Genomic DNA, 16292 nt, shown 5'->3' on the forward strand with positions numbered 1-16292 from the left:
AACAATTCCGTGTAATTCCAGATCAAAAGCATTCCAGATGAACGACGAGCAATCCCAACCGTTAAAAGCCGCAATGTTCATGACAGGCGCCATGTTCAGTTTCACCCTGATGGCGGTTTCGGGACGGGAACTCTCTGCATCGCTCGACACTTTTGAAATCATGACCTACCGCTCTGCAATAGGGCTGGTGGTGGTGCTGTGCCTTGCCTTGATGAACGGACGAATGGACGAAATTTCGACCAACCGGCTGGGCCTTCATACGGTGCGCAACCTGTTCCATTTCACCGGACAGAACCTCTGGCTTTATGCGCTGATCTATATTCCGCTGTCCCAGCTCTTTGCCTTTGAATTCACCAGCCCGCTGTGGATCGCCCTGCTCGCCCCGCTGTTTCTGGGCGAAAAGATGAGCCGGACGCGAATCCTATCCTTCATCCTCGGGTTTGTTGGCATCCTGATCGTCGCCCGCCCCGAATCCGCACCCATCACACTGGCCACAGGGGCCGCGGCCGCCTGCGCTGTGATGTTCGCATTCACCACCATCGCTACCAAAAGCCTGAGCCGCACAGAACCCACCACCTCTATCATGTTCTGGCTGACCGCCATTCAGGGCGTGCTCGGGCTGGTCTGTGCGGGATATGACATGGACATCACACTGCCCACGCTAGCCGATCTGCCTTGGGTGGTCTTTGTCGGTCTCGGCGGGTTGGTTGCGCATTACTGTATCACCACCGCCCTGAAGCTCGCCCCTGCGACAATCGTGGCACCGCTGGAGTTCCTGCGCCTGCCACTTGTGGCCGTGGTCGCTTTCTTCCTCTACGGCGAACCACTGGTCGCGGCGATCTTCATCGGCGCAGCCCTCGTCTTCGGTGCAAACTACCTCAACATCCGTGCGGAAAACAAAGCCAACCTCGCCCGCTCCCAAGCCACCGCCCATTAAAGCCAGACAGACCCAAGCTTCAATGTTCCGAAAAATACTCCCGCCGGAGGGGTATATCCTTCGTATCAAGCGCTCTCACAAACGCTCTGAGATTTAAATCGTGTTTAATAAGAGTGCGGTAGCGTCTCAGCGCGGTCCGGAATTTCCCGGGCAGTGCCATCTGCGTTTGTAGATATTTCGGAGGTACACATATGGCAAAATCCAATTTCTTTACAGTTGCTAAACTGAAGTCCCTGCCGCCCGGCAAGCATTGCGACGGACAGGGGTTATGGTTGTTTAAGAGGAAAGACGGCGGGGCACAATGGACCTTCCGGTTTTCCCTGTTCGGTCGTCAACGCGAGATGGGGCTTGGCTCCTATCCCCTGCTTTCTCTCGCAGAGGCCCGGAAAGCAGCTCATGATGTGCGGCGGATTGTGGCGAACGGCGATGATCCAATCAAAATCAAGCGGCGGCAGAGAAACCATGCAAGCGCACAGGAAGGTCGGTTCCATGTTTTGGCCTATGCTGCTTTTGAAGCCCATCGCTCCACGCTGAAGCATGAGGGGTCGGACGGGATGTGGTTCAGCCCGATCAAGAACCATCTTCTGCCGCATCTGGGAATGATGCCGGTCGTCAAGATCGACCAGCATGACATTAAACAGGCCCTTTCCCGTGGCTGGGAGACGTCTCCTGTTACAGCAAAGAAGGCTCTTTCCCGACTGAAGGTGATCCTGAGCTACGCCATCGCAGAAGGCTTTGACGTGAACCTCGGCATCATTGACCAAGCACGCATCCTGCTTGGAGCACCAAGGCACACGGTTACCCATATCGCAGCGCTCGACTGGGCTGAGGCGTCTGCCTTTTATCAATCCCTTGGAGAGCTCGCACCCGCAGAACTGGCGCTTCGCATGCTGATGCTGACAGGTGTGCGTTCGGATGCGGTCAACAATATGCGGCTTGAGCAGATCACCAAGGACATCTGGACGGTGCCTGTAGAGCATGTCAAAGGCCGCAAAGGTTTCACCAAGCCCTTCCGCGTACCTCTGTCCAATGAGGTCCTGCGGGTGATCGATCTCGCCCGAGCGATTGAGCAGAACGGTCATCTCTTTCCCAACAGCCGCGGCGGTCCACTGAACAAAATGTCCATGCGCAACTACATGGTCGAGCGCGGCCTAGAAGCCCGACCACACGGTTTCCGCTCTACATTGCGCACATGGCTGTCCGAACGGACAGAATGCGCACGGGAGGTGGCTGAGGCCTGCCTCGGGCACTTTGCCGTCAATGATGTGGAGGATGCGTACAACCGTGCTGATTATCTGGAACGCCGCAAACCATACTTGGCGGATTGGGCGAGTTATTTGATTGGGGGTGGTTGCAAGAATGCAACAGATTAAGTTGGTGCTTTGTATTCGAAGTTCGAAGCAAAACGGCTTGGCTCGCATCTTCGTAGAAGACATAAGGTTTTATTCAACTCACGCGATTGCCTTTGACAACTAAACGATGGAAAAGATTGAGACAAGTTCTGACAGTTAATAGGAGCGGATTAAAGTTGAGAAAAGTTTTCGAACCTGTGATTTTTTACGGTGATCCACATGGAGACTGGCAACCCTTGTTGGATGAAATCGATGAAAAGACAGATACTGTTTTCATCATGGGCGATCTAGCAGAAGCAAAACGGCATCCCGAACATTTGGATAGCGCACGTGAAGCTCTTCGAATGCTAATTTCTAAAGGCATCAGAGTGCGCTTCATCGTAGGCAATCATGATACCGACACTGACGCAATTCATGCGCTCGTCTTCGAGGAGTTTCGTGAAATGCTATTGGAGTGCCAAGTTTTAACCATTGGCCAATCGCAGTTTAGGGTAGCCGGACTGGGCGGAGTCATTAGGGGTAAAGTTTGGACAGGGGATGACGAACCTACCTTTTATTCTCCCGCCGATCTGATGGCAGTGACACCGAAGCATGAACGCTTTCGAGGAGGACTCCCGCGGAAACAACAAGGTACAATTTTCCCGTCCTCAGTAGCCACTCTTGCACAGAGGGGCACTGATATCTTGCTTACGCATGAGGCGCCGAGTTGCCATCCTCGTGGTTTCGGATTCATCGATGATTTAAGTCAGAGTATGGGAGCCAGCCTTATTGTCCATGGCCATCATCATGTTGCCTATTCCGACAGGCTTAATAACGGTGTACTGGTCCGGGGCCTAGGACGGGCTGAAGTTTGGAAGCCCAATCTCACTGACATGCTGAGCCAACAAAAAATGATTATGGCTGGCCGGGACAGCCTGAGCCAGCGTTGGGAAGTCTACGACAAGCTCAAAGACTGCTGAAAAAGAGCAGATGATCTAAACTCGGCCGTGATAAATATGGTATATTGAAGGAATTCGCGGAATGTGACGCCGAGACACCAACATTCCTAATGACCTGCTCCCCATTGAGTCCGCTAGTTTAGGTTAGCTCTTTTCAGGTTTTGGTCCTTCATTGACCGGTTAGCATTTTCCGCCGGCGTCCGGCCAGTGAGGCTTGTGTGTGGCCGGTGGTGGTTGAAGTCCTTCCGTCAAGCAGCAATTAGATCACGGGCATGGCGCAGCGGTTCAAAAGTTTTCTGTTTGGTTTTTAAGATTTTAAATTGTCAAGTAAGAACAAAAAGCGTGACGAGTTTATATTTTCCCAACCCACACTTTACTTTTGGTAGAGCTTTAGTCTAGTGCAATCGCTCCAAAAAGCTTAAAAATACAATGACTTCAAGGCAATGAATTGAAATATGAAAAGTTTCCTGTTTAGCCCATTTGCAGCATTTTTATTATTTTCCACCTTCGTCGTGACATGGTTCTTATATGGAATATTGCCTGAAGAATGTGGGAGCAATATAGCTTACTGCCCTTTCAATGGTCCTGCAGCCCGATGGGTTTCAAGAGTTGCAAATTTCAAAGCTCAGGAATTCGGGCCGTTCGAAGCGTTGATGGGGGCTCTAGCGTTTGCTGGTCTAGTTTTGACCCTCATTATGCAACAACATGAACTTCGACTAGCCCGCAAACAATCAGAAGCACAGACAGAGATATTCTATCAGCAGAGGTTTGAAACAAGCTTTTACCAATCGATCGATCAGTTCCGAACCTTTCACGCAGACTTTAATACGAAAGTTGATACTACCACGCAAATGCTTGCGCAGTTTTATGGGATCGGTGCCCTGCAAGCTAGTAAGCAGCGGCCAATCGACCTAGGAAGCGGTATCGAGGTATTGAATGGAGTTGCCCGAGCTGTTCTACAAGCCTACCTTGTTTATAATTGGGATAATGAAGAGTTGACGGATTTGCCTCACGACCCAGTACCAACTTCATCTATTGAAATAGGGAAGCATTCTCACCTTCGGGGGCAAAGCAAAGAAGCTCTTATGACAACGCTCGAAAAGATGGAGCAGGAAAATAGCGGTAGCCTGGCAGCCCATTTCGATGACATTGGCAAAATAGTCATTTGGCTCGGCGGAAGCCTTTATCCGCTTGTGAAAAGAGTGAGAGGGATATTAAAAATTTTGTATGCGGAAGCACCGTCTAAAAGGCTTCAGTATATTGATTTCCTGCAAGTTGAGCTAAAACCTGCCGAACTTGCGATTATAGCAATCTGCGCTCTTGAAGAAGCCCCCTACGGTAGATCGACGGACCGCGACTCGCCTAGTTTTCGCGAGCTGGTCAAAGGTAGTGGGCTCTTGAACGACTTTCCAATTGTTATGGCGGAGTTGTTTCGTTCTCTACTTACACAGCACCAATGGGTGACGTTGGTTGATGAATGTGGGTTGCGAGTAGCCACAGCTCGGAGCGCCAACCAAAGCAGATGATTTTAAACCATATATGATGGAAGTATTACAAGGCAAAGTGCTTCCTCAGTAGCTAAAACGAATAAGTGACTTTCAGCTCCGCGAGAATCGGACACTGACTTAAGCTGAAATTTATAATCTGCTGATCTTCAACTCGGAGGAGATTAGGGATGTCAACACGGAAGCAGTGTCATCCAGAATGCAGCGCTAAGGTAGCTTGGTAAGCTTAAAAAGGTGAAGAGCCGCCCGGTCGATTAGGACTACGTCATGTTACCGGCAAGTGTTTGGGTATTCCCCCTCTAATTTTGAGGCTCAGGTCAGCAAGAAACACACACCTAATTTTAAAATTAATCTTGCTACTTCTCTCCATATACGCCCCCTTAACTCTGCCTAACCACCTGTTTTCCCAGAGACGTTGTTCTGGGGATAGCGAGCCATGTTTTTGCACTGCAAAAACGCTCGCCTTCCCTCGCGGCGCTCGAGTCGGATGCGGTGCGCGCTGTGCTTGCACCTGGTCTGCCAACTGGTGGGAATGGATATGGGAACCAAGGGCAAAGGCGGGAGGCCGCGTGTAAGGAACAAGCGGGATCATCAGATCACCGTGCGGTTGACCGAGCGCGAATATCGCAAGCTTCAAAAAGCGGCCTCAGGGTGCAGTGTCGCGGCTCTGGTGCGGGATCGGTTGCTTGGCCTACGCAAAGAGACTTCACCGCAGGTTCCTTTGATGAATCGGCAGGCGTGGATTGATCTCAGCCGGACGGCCTCGAACCTCAACCAGATGAGCTATCACCTGAACACCGGCGGTCGTCCCGAGGTCGACCGCATTCTGCCCCTTCTGTCTTTGTTGCAGCGGGATCTCGAACAGGTCCGCGCCAGGCTGATCGGGGGCGGTCATGGCCATCGGTAACCTGACCAAAGGTGGAAGTGCAGCCGGACTGGTGGAATATCTGCTGGCAGAACACGACCACAAAGGCGAGGTCCGGCACCGCGCTGATATTGTCGGGGGAACGCTCGGCTTTGAAGAGGACGCCGCCAAGACCCACCTGGACGCTTTCAAGACCCTGCGCCCCAGCCTGAACCGGAACATGGTCCATCTGTCAATCTCTCTGACGCAAGAGGATCGGGAACTCAGTGACCAAGAATGGGCACAGATTGGCGACCTCTGGGCCGAACGGATGGGCTTTGAAGGCTATATGACCGTCTGCCACGGGGATCACATCCACATCGCAGCCAGCCGCATTCGGCTCGACGGCAGTGTGGTCAGCGACTCCCATGATTACCGCCGCAGCGAAGCCGTCATCCGTGAGATTGAAGAGCGCTTTGATCTGGTCCGCGTGGAACCGTCCCATCTGCTGGATCCGAACAAGGCGCGGGATCATATCGCAGCACCGAAACGCGGTGAGTTCGAGATGGCCCATCGGGGTGTGATCTCCACCAAGGCCCAGTTGCAAAGTCTGCTGAAGGATCTCACCTCTGCACCGATCACCGCCACCGACTTCGTAGAAGCGTTAGAGGCCTGCGGCGTGGATGTACGCCCGAATGTCTCCGAGACGACCGGCAGGCTGTCCGGCTTCTCCTTTGGCCTTGAGGGGCATCACATATCCGCCTCCAAGCTCGGCCGCAGTTTCACCTTAAAGAATTTAACAGAAAGAGGATTTTCCTATGAGCCAGACAGAGACTTTCCGGCAGTTGTCGCAGCAAAAGAGCGCAGCCTTGGCCGCGCCACTACAGGAGGCATTAGCACAGACCCGCGCATCGAACACACAGACGCAGGCGCGGATCGCCGAGATGCCGGCGCTGATGGAGCGCGCGTTGCACCCGACATTCAAGTCACTGCATCGGGTAGAGAAGACCTTCCCAACACAAAGGGAGAGCGCGGACCGGATCAGGCAGGACTTAAAAGCACTGGCGAACCGCCAATCGGAAACACAAAAACAGCAGAAATCCCTGGGCAGCCTGATCAACAAACGGGCAAAGGAAATGCAATCGGCTCAGCGCAGGCTGCTGATAGTGCAGATCGCCCTCGGGATACCCCAGCTGGGGATGCTGGGCACGCTCATAGCGTTCTGGATTGGAGCTTTCTAGACGGGGATGGCTGGGAGGCCTTGTTCCGGTTCTTCAAGAACTGGAGCCGCAGCATCAAGGCCTTACTGGGACGCCCGCAGAAACCGCTCCCTGTTCCGCCACCCCTGACGCCTGCAAAGAGGTCTCAGTGGACAACACAAGGCGCACCTGACCATCGAAAACGCTCAGATGGCAGAACGGACCAAGAGTTCGACCTGCCTGCGCAGGAAGCACCCTCCGCTTATGAAGTTGACGAAGGAGAGGTGATCGACGAGTCGGAAGTTCTTTTCGAGCCGGAAGAGCCAATGCCCGACGATGAAAATGAAACAGGGCCCGCGTTCGGGCCCTGAAACTAAAGTGTATAGACTTGCTGGTTGGGTACCTGCGGTTCAACCGAACTACACGCCGTCAGACGTCCTCTCTCGTGTCCAGCCAGCGCTGCAGGTCACTCTGCCGCCAACCCACAAGGCGGGCGGTCAGTTTGACCTGAGAAGGAAACTCCCCGCTCTGTATCCGGCGGTAAATCGTAGACCGGCTCAAACCCGTCAGGTGCATCACTTCCTTCTGCCTCAAAATGCGATCAATCGTCATGTATTTTCCTTTCTAAACGATTTATCACAACCTAGCAGGACATGTTTAAAATCAGGTTCAAAGGTGGGGTGGAAATGCGGACAGGGTAAAATTTTTGGGCTGAAATTGGATTTTTGCTGCGCTCCATAACAACAGCAGCTTTGCGCAGGATGGCGACCTTTGCAAAGTCTGCGCTGTTTCCCGACAGCAGACGTTCATGCCGATTGAGGCGAACGGCGTCTCAGCACGCGGAGGCGACCTTTATTCGGCGGGATCTGGCGTTGTTTGCATCCAAAAACAGCGCTAAGCTCGCCTATCTTCGGGCGATTCGAAATTGAGATTGTCCCAGAACTCAGCTGCGTTCCGACGCTGCATTTTTTCGAGGCCCTCCCAGTCGAAACTTGTGCCATTCAATGCAAGGTGAAGCTGATCAACTGCACATTTCGCGTGTTGGATCGCGCGATTTTCCATTCCAAGCATGAAGCTGACCTGTCTGCCATTTCGTGCGTTGTCCGAGAGGTTGTGAGCAATAAAATTATCTCTAAATGGTCGAAGTTGATCCTTGATGAGCAGACGTTCGGCACGATCTACAATCTTCTGCGCGACGCACACTCTGCGATACACAAGCTGCTCTTCTTTCCGACCGCACTCCTCGTTGTAATTCGTCCAGTGATCCGCAAGCAACTTTCTTATCTCGGGGTCATCTTCCGAAGTCGATCTGCGCGGCTCGCCCTGAGTTGCATGGTAAAGGTGTGTTTCGCGTGCGACTTTCCGAACTGTCTCCTTGTTTGAAATCGCGTTAATAACTGTATGCAGGCTGACACGATCGTTCGCTGCTTTGTCAAACAAGGAACACACACGGACAACTGAGAAATATAGCAAGGTATTTTGCAACTCTTTAAACGCATGCGCAGCATAGGAACGGGATATTTGACCAACAAGGCGCGACGAGTAGACTGCATGCCGCGTGTTCTCGTTTGCAGCTTTAGCCCCAATCACCAGATCAATCAGTTTGTTCGTGTATTGTTTCGCCCGTTCAATCTGATCGTCGTCCGCCATCGCTCTCCTCATGCATCGCCATTCATGCCCTTGCGTCCATCCCCAGTTCAGAGTTTTGCCAAATCTAAATGGGATGAGCTACCATATCAGTATCGACGAAAGCACCCAATCGTTCCTACCACTTGAAAGCCTATAACTCGAAGGAATTTTCCACAATTGGATTTGACCGATCTGTCCGCACATACGCCACTCGACTGACCTTGCGCGACGGTCCGGTCTCACAAGCCCCAGAGCTTCGCGCCATGGATCGCTTTGGGCTGGAAGCAGTCATCCGGTGTGATCGCTCAAACCGATGGCGGGGCATTTTGCGCAAAAACCACACGCTGCATTGCCGCAAGTCAGCTTGGAGCCCGAAGTAACCAATGCTGCGAATTGCATGCTGGCTGCTTTTCATTGGCATGCCGAAAATGTGTCAAAGTCAAAAACAGTTCGGCCACAGGATTGAGAAAATGACTATAGACTTCTTGTTGGACGTCGGACGTTGACAAAAAACGACAGTGTCTGAAAAACATGCGGCTGCGCAATGAAACCGTGGCGTTCCGCATCCTCAAAATAACGCTTGCCCGTGGTCTGATGCAGGGAAAACCGCCAGAATGTGTTAAAATCCTCAGTAGCGAGGCAATCGTACATCCGAGAGCCGCGACAGCAGGAGGAAATATAAATGATAATCCGCATATTTCAGGTCGTCACTAGGTCCGGCAAAGAAGCCGAGTTTGGACGCTTCTTCCACGAAACCGCAATCCCGTTGATGAGGGGAACAAAGGGCATCGTGCAGGTGCTTCCTGGTGCGCCGCGTGCGGACTCGCCAAGAGAATTCAGCTTTGTGATGGTATGGGAGAGCCTGGAGGCGCTGAAGGCCTTTGTTGGTGACGATTTCCAGACCCCGCACATCGACCCGGCTGAGGCGGAATTGGTCGAGTCCCGGACAATCAAGCATTATGACCTAGTGGAAGAATGACGCTTGGACATCACACACCCGGATTACTCTGTTTTAACGGGACGGAGCGTGCCGGAACAGCAATGTCGCCGACGCCAGCTTTGAGAAAAGCCGCGCATGCCTTAGCCTTTGTTTCCAAATTGATCGGGAGGCCGAAGTGCTGGAGATAGATGAACAGATCGAGACGGTCGAACGTCTAAGAGAACTTTTACCCACGGAGGGATTTACGAATACCTTCCTTAAGGTTGGTGATCGGTTGAACGATGTCGCGCGCAAATTCATTGCACATGCGCCATTCGTGATCGTCGGAACAAAAGCATCTAAGGGGCTGATCGACGTCTCGCCAAAAGGCGATCCAGCGGGCTTTGTCGAGGTCTATGATGACAACACACTGATAATCCCTGACCGGCTTGGCAATCATCGGGTAGACGGATTTCAGAACCTTCTGGAAGACTCAAACATAGCGCTTTTGTTCATTGTGCCTGGCCATGGCGATACCCTGCGCATTGCAGGTAAGGCACGTATTGTGCGGGATGCGGTAATCAGCAAGCGTCATGCGATCAACGGGAAAGAACCGTTGCTGGCGCTTGTGATCGATGTCGAGGAAGCGTTCATGCACTGCTCAAAGTCGCTCATAAGGTCGCGTTTATGGCATCCGGATCACTGGCCACAACGCAAGTCAGCCCCAACGCTCGCAGAATGGGTGATCGCGACAGTCGACAGGGACCAGACGCTTGGCGAGGTCGAAGAGGACCACAGCGCCGATGAAAGCGCGCGCCTTTACTAAGCGAATGACAGCGCGTTCCACAGAACTTGGCATAGACGGCGCCTGAAAGCGGACCTCAAGCTGCGACTGCGGCGGTCACAATAGCGGGGATCGGCACAGTCCATTGAGGTCCAGACCCATGTTTCTCCAACACCTTGGAAACAACCGCCGACCGGATTGCCTCAGCATGTTCCGGTGGCTGAGAGCGCAATAGCGCGCCGCCTCTGGCCGTTCCCTCCAAGAAAAAGTCATAAGGCGCACCGGGGTCATCGACCCGCCACTCTGACGCAACCAAGGACTGGCGACAGTCGGTAAATCCGGCGGCTTTTAGCACCGGAAATGCCAATGCAGGATCAGCATAGTCATTCGCGCCGGGTCCCGGAGGCAGGGCAACGTCCGGGTCTCCAAACAGCTCAATTGCGCCAAATACATAGCCAAGGGCAGTATCAACTTCTGGGCCACACCAGACGGAAAATGCCAAACGACCGCCAGGGCGAAGGACGCGGCGAGCCTCGGCAACAACTTTAGGTGGGTCTGGAACATGCGGCATACCAAAGCCAATAGTGACAGCATCAAAGGACGCGTCGTCAAAATCCAAGTCCATCGCGTCGCCTTCTATGAACATTGCCTCTGGTACATTGGCGCGCGCCATGTCCAGCATTGCAGGCGAGAAATCGAGACCTGTTACTCGAGCGCCTGCTCTTGCAAGCCCAGCGGCCACATTTCCGTGCCCACAACACAGGTCGAGCGCTTTGGTGCCGGTCTCAGTTTCGACGGCTTTAACCAGATGAGGTACAACCATATCCGCTGCTTTTGCAAAAACGTGCGCATAAGATTGCGCCAAATTCTCATCTGCCCATTCTCGTTTTTCTAGTGCGGCGAAGGTGTCATGCTCTATGAAATTTGCCATATGCGCCTCCTTTATTTGGTGTGTTATCGCACCCCACGTACGGCCCACGCGCGCGCCGCGAGTAAAATCCTTCCGTCCGGGTCTGTCGGCAACGTCTCTTTTATTCGCGTCCTCAGCCGTTCTCGCTCGGACTCACCCAATGAAGCACAATACCCGGGGGCAGGTGCGACCCCGGACAGGAATGGGGTCCAGTAGTCATCGAAATTCTCAAACGGTGTCACGATATCGATAGGTGCAGTGACAACGTCGCAAAGGCCGGCGCTCGTGAACAACGCGGCCAGCGCATCTGGGCGGCAAATTGGAAACCGGACCCCTTCATCTTTCTCACGCGCTGCAGGGTCGAGGGCAACTGCTGCGTCCCAGAAATGTCTCATGAACTGAACATGCCCAGAATAGTCCCAAACATAAGCCGCGACAGTTCCGCCTTCATCGACACAGCGGAGCAACTGCGCCATTGCGTGCTCTTTGTCTGGAATGAAGTTCATCACGAGGCCCGAAACAGCCACATCAATTGTGCCATCACCGACAGGAATAACGTCGCCGGACCCTTGCATAAATTGCGCCCGTTCGTCTGTGATACCGTCGCGAGCTAGCGCCAAAAACCGGTCTGAGGGTTCGACACCGATTACCGATCTTGGTGCACAGTTTCGCAGTACCCGGGATGTCAGAGCTCCGGTTCCGCATCCAAGGTCCAGCCAGCGCTGTCCCTGTGGCATATCCAGCCAAGACAGGAACTTCTCGCCGGTCTTGCGGCTCCACCGACCGACATACATCTCATAGGCGTCGCCATCGTTCCATTTGTCCTGCATGGCATTGCTCCAATTTCTGATCAGCGTTTTCAGGGCAAATCGTGAAAACGCAGCCCGGTCTTTTCTGGGCTTCTGAGGGGTTTTCGTCGCGCAAAGCGTGCCTCAAAATGCAAACGTTTTGGGTCGAACAGGATTGCCCAATCGGTATCCTTATCAGGTTGCAGCGTAGCAAATTTATTGTATTTGGGCTAGTTTGATAACGAATAGGAGCCGTGTCGCATGCGACAGCTGATATCGAATGGGAACCCGATGGAGGAGATTGTAGGCTTTAGCCGTGCTGTCCGCGTTGGCTCTTTCATCGCCATCGGCGGCACTGCACCGGTCGATGCAAGTGGCAAAACAGTTGGTGTCGGAGATGTTTTCGCCCAAACGACACAATGCTTCGAGATCATTAAAGCGGCGCTAGAGCAGGCCGGTTCCGGGCTTGATGACATTGTTCGAACGCGAGTCATCTTGACAGATATTGGCACATGGAAAGAGGCCATCGAGGCCTGAAAGAAGTACTGCGTTCATAGCCGTCCAGTTGACACAATCATGGCTGTTACCCGGTTTGTGAACCCGGAATGGATCGTCGAAATCGAAGTGGATGCAGTTGTTGCTGAATAGCAAAATGTGACAATGCTCGTAGGTTTTTGACACGCGAGAATTGGCTACGGTTTTTGTCAGCTCCACCTCGCATCAAAGTGGTAGGGGGCGAACTAGCGGCTTCTTTGAATTCAGGATAAAGTCGAGTTATGCATGTATTTCGAAACGCACTTCCAGCAGATGCCAATCGTTGCTTCGAAATCGAGAACTCAGCTTACGAGGGGGACGAGGCGGCCACTCATGAGAAGATTGCGAAACGTATTGAAACCTATCCCGATGGGTTTCTGATCCTTGAGGTGAAAGGGCATGTGGTCGGGTTCATCAACTGCGGGTGTGCATACGAAGTCGAAATATCTGACGAAGATTTCAAGGAGCTGGTGGGACATGACCCAGACGCGCCGAATGTTGTCATCATGTCAGTAGTCGTCGATTCCTTGCATCAGGGACAAGGTCTATCAAAGGCGCTGATGTATGAGTTCGAGAAGCGAATGAGACGCATGGGAAAGGCCACTATTCACCTCATGTGCAGGGAGCATCATGTGCCGCTATATGAGAAGTTCGGATACCGCTATCTACAGCCCTCGGCCTCGGAACATGGTGGGATGATCTGGCATGAAATGTTGATGACACTGTAAGACCCAATCGGTCAGGCTACGTGAATTTGTTGGAACCCATGCTTTTTGGCGTAATGCTGCGAAGCGGCCTTCGGTGCTGACGCAACGAAAGTCGGTTCTCCGCCAAATGGTGTCGGACTACACGGTAAGGCACTTAAAAAAGTACTTTCCGCCAGTGCATGAGGAAGGGCGTCCGAGAAACGTAGTGAATGAGTTTCCGACTCCAATGCGAAGCAATTCTTCAGTCGCGAATAGTAAGATAAAATTGTAGATGCTTTTTGTATCTGATGCACTCCGACTAACTAATATTATGCATTATGGCCTTGACGATATGACCGCCGGAGGCACAGGCCAGCAACGGGCCCTTCACCAGTTTGTGACGCGCAAGCCTCCCTGCTGCCAGCTTGCTCAAACTGTCTATTCGCGCTAACACCTGCCCCACACCGTTTCAGGTGATGACCACCAACAGGCAACAGGCGACCATATGCTTTATAATTCCGCACAAGACTGGCGTGAGGCACCGCAAAAGCGGGTGATGCTCTTTGGCATGTCGGGCCTTGGGAAAACCTTTGTCTCGAATACCCTGCGGGATGCGGGCTGGTTCCATTACTCGGTCGATTACCGCATCGGCACCCGTTACATGGGCGAACATATTGTCGATAACTTCAAAGCCGAGGCGATGAAAAATCCGTTTCTGGCGGATTTGCTGCGCAATGACAGCATCTATATCGGCTCCAATATCACGTTTGAGAATCTCTCGCCCCTGTCCACCTATCTGGGTAAACCGGGCAATCCGGATCTGGGCGGCATTGCGTTTCGTGAATATACCCGCCGTCAGGCGCTCCACGCCGAGGCGGAAACCCGTGCGCTGCATGATACGGTGCATTTCATCAACCGCGCCAAGAACATCTATGGTTATGACAATTTCGTCTGCGACACCTCCGGTTCGATGGTGGAAGTGATCAACGCCGAGAGCCCTGCCGATCCGGTTATGTCCGAATTGTGCGAACATGTGCTGCCGGTCTGGATCGAAGGCGCGGAGAGCCATATCGAAGAACTGGTGCGCCGTTTTGCCAAAGCGCCCAAACCGATGTATTACAAACCGGATTTTCTGGAACAGCTCTGGTCCGAATATCTCGCCAATAACGCGCTGAGCGAGCCGGAAGTGAACCCCGATGATTTCATCCGCTGGGGCTATCGAATGTTGTTGGACCATCGCCTGCCACGGTACCGCCAGATTGCGGAGCGCTGGGGCGTCACGGTCAAGGCCGATGACATGGCGATGGTCCGTTCCGCCGGTGATTTCAATGAACTCATCGCCCGCACGCTCGCCTGAGTTACACAATAATTACGTTGGACGCATAAAATGCCTATAACGATCCCCTCCACCCTGCCCGCCTTTGATGTTCTCCAAAGCGAAGGCGTCATGGTGATGACAGATGATGACGCCGCCCGTCAGGATATCCGCCCGTTGCAAATCGGTCTTTTGAACCTGATGCCCAAGAAAATCGCGACAGAGACCCAGTTTGCGCGTCTGATCGGTGCGACGCCGCTGCAAATCGACCTGACCCTGATCCGCATGACCGAACACCAGTCCAGAAACACCTCACAAGATCATATGGAGGCGTTCTACCAGTCGTTTCAGGACGTAAAACACCGCAAGTTTGACGGGCTGGTGATCACGGGTGCGCCGATCGAGCACATGCCTTTTCCGGATGTCAGCTACTGGGACGAGATGGTTGAGGTGATGGAGTGGACACAGACCAACGTGCTGTCCACTTTTGGCGTCTGCTGGGGCGGCATGGCGATGGTGAACCATTTCCACGGTGTGAAAAAGCATATGCTGGATCACAAGGCGTTCGGTTGTTTCCGCCACAAACGGGTGGCCAGCGGCTCGCCCTATCTGCGCGGCTTTTCCGACGATCTGGTGATCCCTGTATCCCGCTGGACAGAGGTGCGTCAGGACGAACTGGATAATGCCGGTCTGAAAACCCTGATTACCTCGGATCAGTCCGGCCCCTGTCTGGTGCAGGACGATGCCCACCGTGCGCTTTATGTGTTCAACCATTTTGAATACGACCGTGACACGCTCAAGCAGGAATATGACCGCGACGTTGCTAATGGCACGCCGATCAATGTGCCGATGAACTACTACCCAGAGGATGATCCTGCGCAGCCGCCGTTGAACCGCTGGCGCAGCCACGGGCATCTGCTTTACGGCAACTGGATCAACGAGATCTATCAGACCACGCCGTTTGATATTTCCAAAATCGGCACGGCTGAATGATCCGCAAACTGGCCACAACCGCCGGAGTCGCCCTTGCGCTCGGCTCCGGTGTGGCCAGTTTCAAAAGTGCACGCAATGATGCCCGCGCAGAGCGGGACTACCCGCCGCAAGGCCGGTTTGTCACGATCAACGGCACCCGCGTGCACTACGTAATAGAGGGCGCAGGCCCGCCGCTGGTGTTGATCCACGGCGCGGGGGGAAACCTGCGGGATTTCACCTTTGGCCTGTCAGGAAAACTGGCGCAAGATCATACGGTTATCACCTTTGATCGTCCCGGCCACGGGTTTACCGATATTCTGCATGAACGGGGCGAGACCCTTGCAGAACAGGCCGCATTGTTAAAGGCGGCGACCGATGCGCTTGGCTACCCAAAGGCGATTGTCGGGGGGTATTCTTTTGGTGGTGCTGTGGCGCTGCGGTGGGCGCTTGATTACCCGACAGCAACCCAAGGTCTGTTGTTGATGAACGGGGTTTCAAATCCGTGGGTTTCGCCCCCGTCAAAGCTGTATGCGCTGGCCGCCGGTCCTGTCACCGGTCCGCTGCTCGGGACGACCCTTTCGGCTTTTGCGCCCCGTGCTATGGTAGAGGAAACCCTGACCTCTATTTTTGCGCCCAACCCCGCGCCCGAAGGTTATCTGGAACACATCGGCGCCCCCCTGACCCTGCGCAAGATCACCCTGCGGGCCAATGGCCGTCAGGTGCATGGTCTGTTGCCCCAGATAGAGAGCCAATCCCTGCGCTATCACGAATTACACATGCCGGTTGAAATCATTCACGGCGCAGAGGATGTGACCGTGCCGCCCTCGATCCATGCCGACGTACTGGCCACGCAATTGGAAAACGTGACCTATACCAAGGTTAAGGGCGTCGGCCATTCGGTCCACCACTACGCGCAGGATGACATCCTTGCCGCTGTAAAACGACTGTCCCGTTCGCCCGCCTGACCACCGGCCAAGCGT

The 16292-nt window shown here is 53.5% G+C and carries 17 protein-coding genes and 1 pseudogene; 13 read left to right on the forward strand and 5 right to left on the reverse strand.

The annotated features are described in order from the left end of the window. The first annotated feature begins 37 nt into the window (after positions 1-37). From BFV97_RS05615 to BFV97_RS05625, 3 genes are all read left to right on the forward strand, one after another. Positions 38-937 (forward strand): DMT family transporter, encoded by a 900-nt coding sequence (locus BFV97_RS05615; protein ID WP_069299358.1) that lies wholly within the window; start codon positions 38-40, stop codon positions 935-937. 191 nt (positions 938-1128) lie between these two features. After that, a complete protein-coding gene (locus BFV97_RS05620) occupies positions 1129-2310 on the forward strand; it encodes a tyrosine-type recombinase/integrase (protein ID WP_069299359.1) in 1182 nt (393 codons plus the stop codon). Positions 2311-2465: 155 nt separating this feature from the next. Beyond that, a complete protein-coding gene (locus BFV97_RS05625) occupies positions 2466-3248 on the forward strand; it encodes a metallophosphoesterase family protein (RefSeq protein ID WP_069299360.1) in 783 nt (260 codons plus the stop codon). A 113-nt stretch (positions 3249-3361) separates the two neighbouring features. Here BFV97_RS05625 and BFV97_RS19015 read toward each other — a convergent pair. Then, positions 3362-3517, reverse strand: a pseudogene (locus BFV97_RS19015) (integrase core domain-containing protein); the annotation flags it as partial. 165 nt (positions 3518-3682) lie between these two features. Here BFV97_RS19015 and BFV97_RS05630 point away from each other — a divergent pair. The 3 genes from BFV97_RS05630 to BFV97_RS05640 all read left to right on the forward strand — a co-directional run bounded on the left by BFV97_RS05630 (position 3683) and on the right by BFV97_RS05640 (position 7146). Further along, positions 3683-4753, forward strand: a complete 1071-nt coding sequence (locus BFV97_RS05630) for a hypothetical protein (RefSeq protein ID WP_157888271.1) — start codon at positions 3683-3685, stop codon at positions 4751-4753. Between the two features lie 517 nt (positions 4754-5270). Beyond that, positions 5271-5639, forward strand: coding sequence for a plasmid mobilization protein (locus tag BFV97_RS05635; RefSeq protein ID WP_069299362.1), 369 nt, complete (start codon positions 5271-5273; stop codon positions 5637-5639). Further along, entirely contained in the window at positions 5626-7146 is a 1521-nt protein-coding gene (locus BFV97_RS05640) for a relaxase/mobilization nuclease domain-containing protein (protein WP_069299363.1), read from the forward strand. The genes BFV97_RS05635 and BFV97_RS05640 overlap by 14 nt, the downstream gene beginning before the upstream one ends. 58 nt (positions 7147-7204) lie before the next feature. Here BFV97_RS05640 and BFV97_RS05645 read toward each other — a convergent pair whose 3' ends face one another. After that, entirely contained in the window at positions 7205-7387 is a 183-nt protein-coding gene (locus BFV97_RS05645; protein WP_069299364.1) for a helix-turn-helix transcriptional regulator, read from the reverse strand. A gap of 282 nt (positions 7388-7669) precedes the next feature. After that, entirely contained in the window at positions 7670-8425 is a 756-nt protein-coding gene (locus tag BFV97_RS05650) for an AbiU2 domain-containing protein (protein WP_069299365.1), read from the reverse strand. Between the two features lie 661 nt (positions 8426-9086). On the opposite strand from BFV97_RS05650, the gene BFV97_RS05655 reads away from it, so the two are divergent. Next, positions 9087-9383, forward strand: coding sequence for an antibiotic biosynthesis monooxygenase family protein (locus BFV97_RS05655; protein ID WP_069299366.1), 297 nt, complete (start codon positions 9087-9089; stop codon positions 9381-9383). A 136-nt stretch (positions 9384-9519) separates the two neighbouring features. Beyond that, positions 9520-10149, forward strand: a complete 630-nt coding sequence (locus BFV97_RS05660; RefSeq protein WP_157888272.1) for an MSMEG_1061 family FMN-dependent PPOX-type flavoprotein — start codon at positions 9520-9522, stop codon at positions 10147-10149. A gap of 55 nt (positions 10150-10204) precedes the next feature. Here BFV97_RS05660 and BFV97_RS05665 read toward each other — a convergent pair whose 3' ends face one another. Both BFV97_RS05665 and BFV97_RS05670 read right to left on the reverse strand, forming a co-directional pair. After that, on the reverse strand, positions 10205-11038 hold the full coding sequence (locus BFV97_RS05665; protein WP_069299367.1) for a class I SAM-dependent methyltransferase: 834 nt from the start codon (positions 11036-11038) through the stop codon (positions 10205-10207). A 23-nt stretch (positions 11039-11061) separates the two neighbouring features. Continuing rightward, positions 11062-11847, reverse strand: coding sequence for a class I SAM-dependent methyltransferase (locus tag BFV97_RS05670; RefSeq protein WP_069299368.1), 786 nt, complete (start codon positions 11845-11847; stop codon positions 11062-11064). Between the two features lie 249 nt (positions 11848-12096). On the opposite strand from BFV97_RS05670, the gene BFV97_RS05675 reads away from it, so the two are divergent. From BFV97_RS05675 to BFV97_RS05695, 5 genes are all read left to right on the forward strand, one after another. Then, positions 12097-12342, forward strand: a complete 246-nt coding sequence (locus BFV97_RS05675) for a Rid family hydrolase (protein WP_245667596.1) — start codon at positions 12097-12099, stop codon at positions 12340-12342. Positions 12343-12581: 239 nt separating this feature from the next. After that, the gene (locus BFV97_RS05680; protein ID WP_069299369.1) at positions 12582-13067 is read left to right on the forward strand and encodes a GNAT family N-acetyltransferase; all 486 of its coding nucleotides are present in this window, start codon (positions 12582-12584) and stop codon (positions 13065-13067) included. A gap of 463 nt (positions 13068-13530) precedes the next feature. Beyond that, complete coding sequence (locus BFV97_RS05685) at positions 13531-14382, forward strand: ATPase (RefSeq protein WP_069299370.1); 852 nt, start codon at positions 13531-13533, stop codon at positions 14380-14382. 30 nt (positions 14383-14412) lie between these two features. After that, on the forward strand, positions 14413-15333 hold the full coding sequence (gene metA, locus BFV97_RS05690; protein ID WP_069299371.1) for a homoserine O-acetyltransferase MetA: 921 nt from the start codon (positions 14413-14415) through the stop codon (positions 15331-15333). After that, positions 15330-16277, forward strand: a complete 948-nt coding sequence (locus tag BFV97_RS05695) for an alpha/beta fold hydrolase (RefSeq protein ID WP_069299372.1) — start codon at positions 15330-15332, stop codon at positions 16275-16277. Before metA ends, BFV97_RS05695 begins: the two co-directional genes overlap by 4 nt. Positions 16278-16292: the final 15 nt, after the last annotated feature.

Source organism: Neptunicoccus sediminis (assembly GCF_001719615.1).
GTDB classification, from domain to species: Bacteria; Pseudomonadota; Alphaproteobacteria; order Rhodobacterales; family Rhodobacteraceae; genus Amylibacter; species Amylibacter sediminis.

What these genes read in the sequence shown, in the direction of transcription:
- metA (WP_069299371.1), top strand. Translation starts at nt 14,413, where the DNA reads ATGCCTATAACGATCCCCTCCACCCTGCCCGCCTTTGATGTTCTCCAA.
- BFV97_RS05675 (WP_245667596.1), top strand. Translation starts at nt 12,097, where the DNA reads ATGGAGGAGATTGTAGGCTTTAGCCGTGCTGTCCGCGTTGGCTCTTTC.
- BFV97_RS05640 (WP_069299363.1), top strand. Translation starts at nt 5,626, where the DNA reads ATGGCCATCGGTAACCTGACCAAAGGTGGAAGTGCAGCCGGACTGGTG.
- BFV97_RS05670 (WP_069299368.1), bottom strand. Translation starts at nt 11,847, where the DNA reads ATGCAGGACAAATGGAACGATGGCGACGCCTATGAGATGTATGTCGGT.
- BFV97_RS05655 (WP_069299366.1), top strand. Translation starts at nt 9,087, where the DNA reads ATGATAATCCGCATATTTCAGGTCGTCACTAGGTCCGGCAAAGAAGCC.
- BFV97_RS05645 (WP_069299364.1), bottom strand. Translation starts at nt 7,387, where the DNA reads ATGACGATTGATCGCATTTTGAGGCAGAAGGAAGTGATGCACCTGACG.
- BFV97_RS05695 (WP_069299372.1), top strand. Translation starts at nt 15,330, where the DNA reads ATGATCCGCAAACTGGCCACAACCGCCGGAGTCGCCCTTGCGCTCGGC.
- BFV97_RS05630 (WP_157888271.1), top strand. Translation starts at nt 3,683, where the DNA reads ATGAAAAGTTTCCTGTTTAGCCCATTTGCAGCATTTTTATTATTTTCC.
- BFV97_RS05680 (WP_069299369.1), top strand. Translation starts at nt 12,582, where the DNA reads ATGCATGTATTTCGAAACGCACTTCCAGCAGATGCCAATCGTTGCTTC.
- BFV97_RS05650 (WP_069299365.1), bottom strand. Translation starts at nt 8,425, where the DNA reads ATGGCGGACGACGATCAGATTGAACGGGCGAAACAATACACGAACAAA.
- BFV97_RS05685 (WP_069299370.1), top strand. Translation starts at nt 13,531, where the DNA reads ATGCTTTATAATTCCGCACAAGACTGGCGTGAGGCACCGCAAAAGCGG.
- BFV97_RS05665 (WP_069299367.1), bottom strand. Translation starts at nt 11,038, where the DNA reads ATGGCAAATTTCATAGAGCATGACACCTTCGCCGCACTAGAAAAACGA.
- BFV97_RS05615 (WP_069299358.1), top strand. Translation starts at nt 38, where the DNA reads ATGAACGACGAGCAATCCCAACCGTTAAAAGCCGCAATGTTCATGACA.
- BFV97_RS05635 (WP_069299362.1), top strand. Translation starts at nt 5,271, where the DNA reads ATGGGAACCAAGGGCAAAGGCGGGAGGCCGCGTGTAAGGAACAAGCGG.
- BFV97_RS05620 (WP_069299359.1), top strand. Translation starts at nt 1,129, where the DNA reads ATGGCAAAATCCAATTTCTTTACAGTTGCTAAACTGAAGTCCCTGCCG.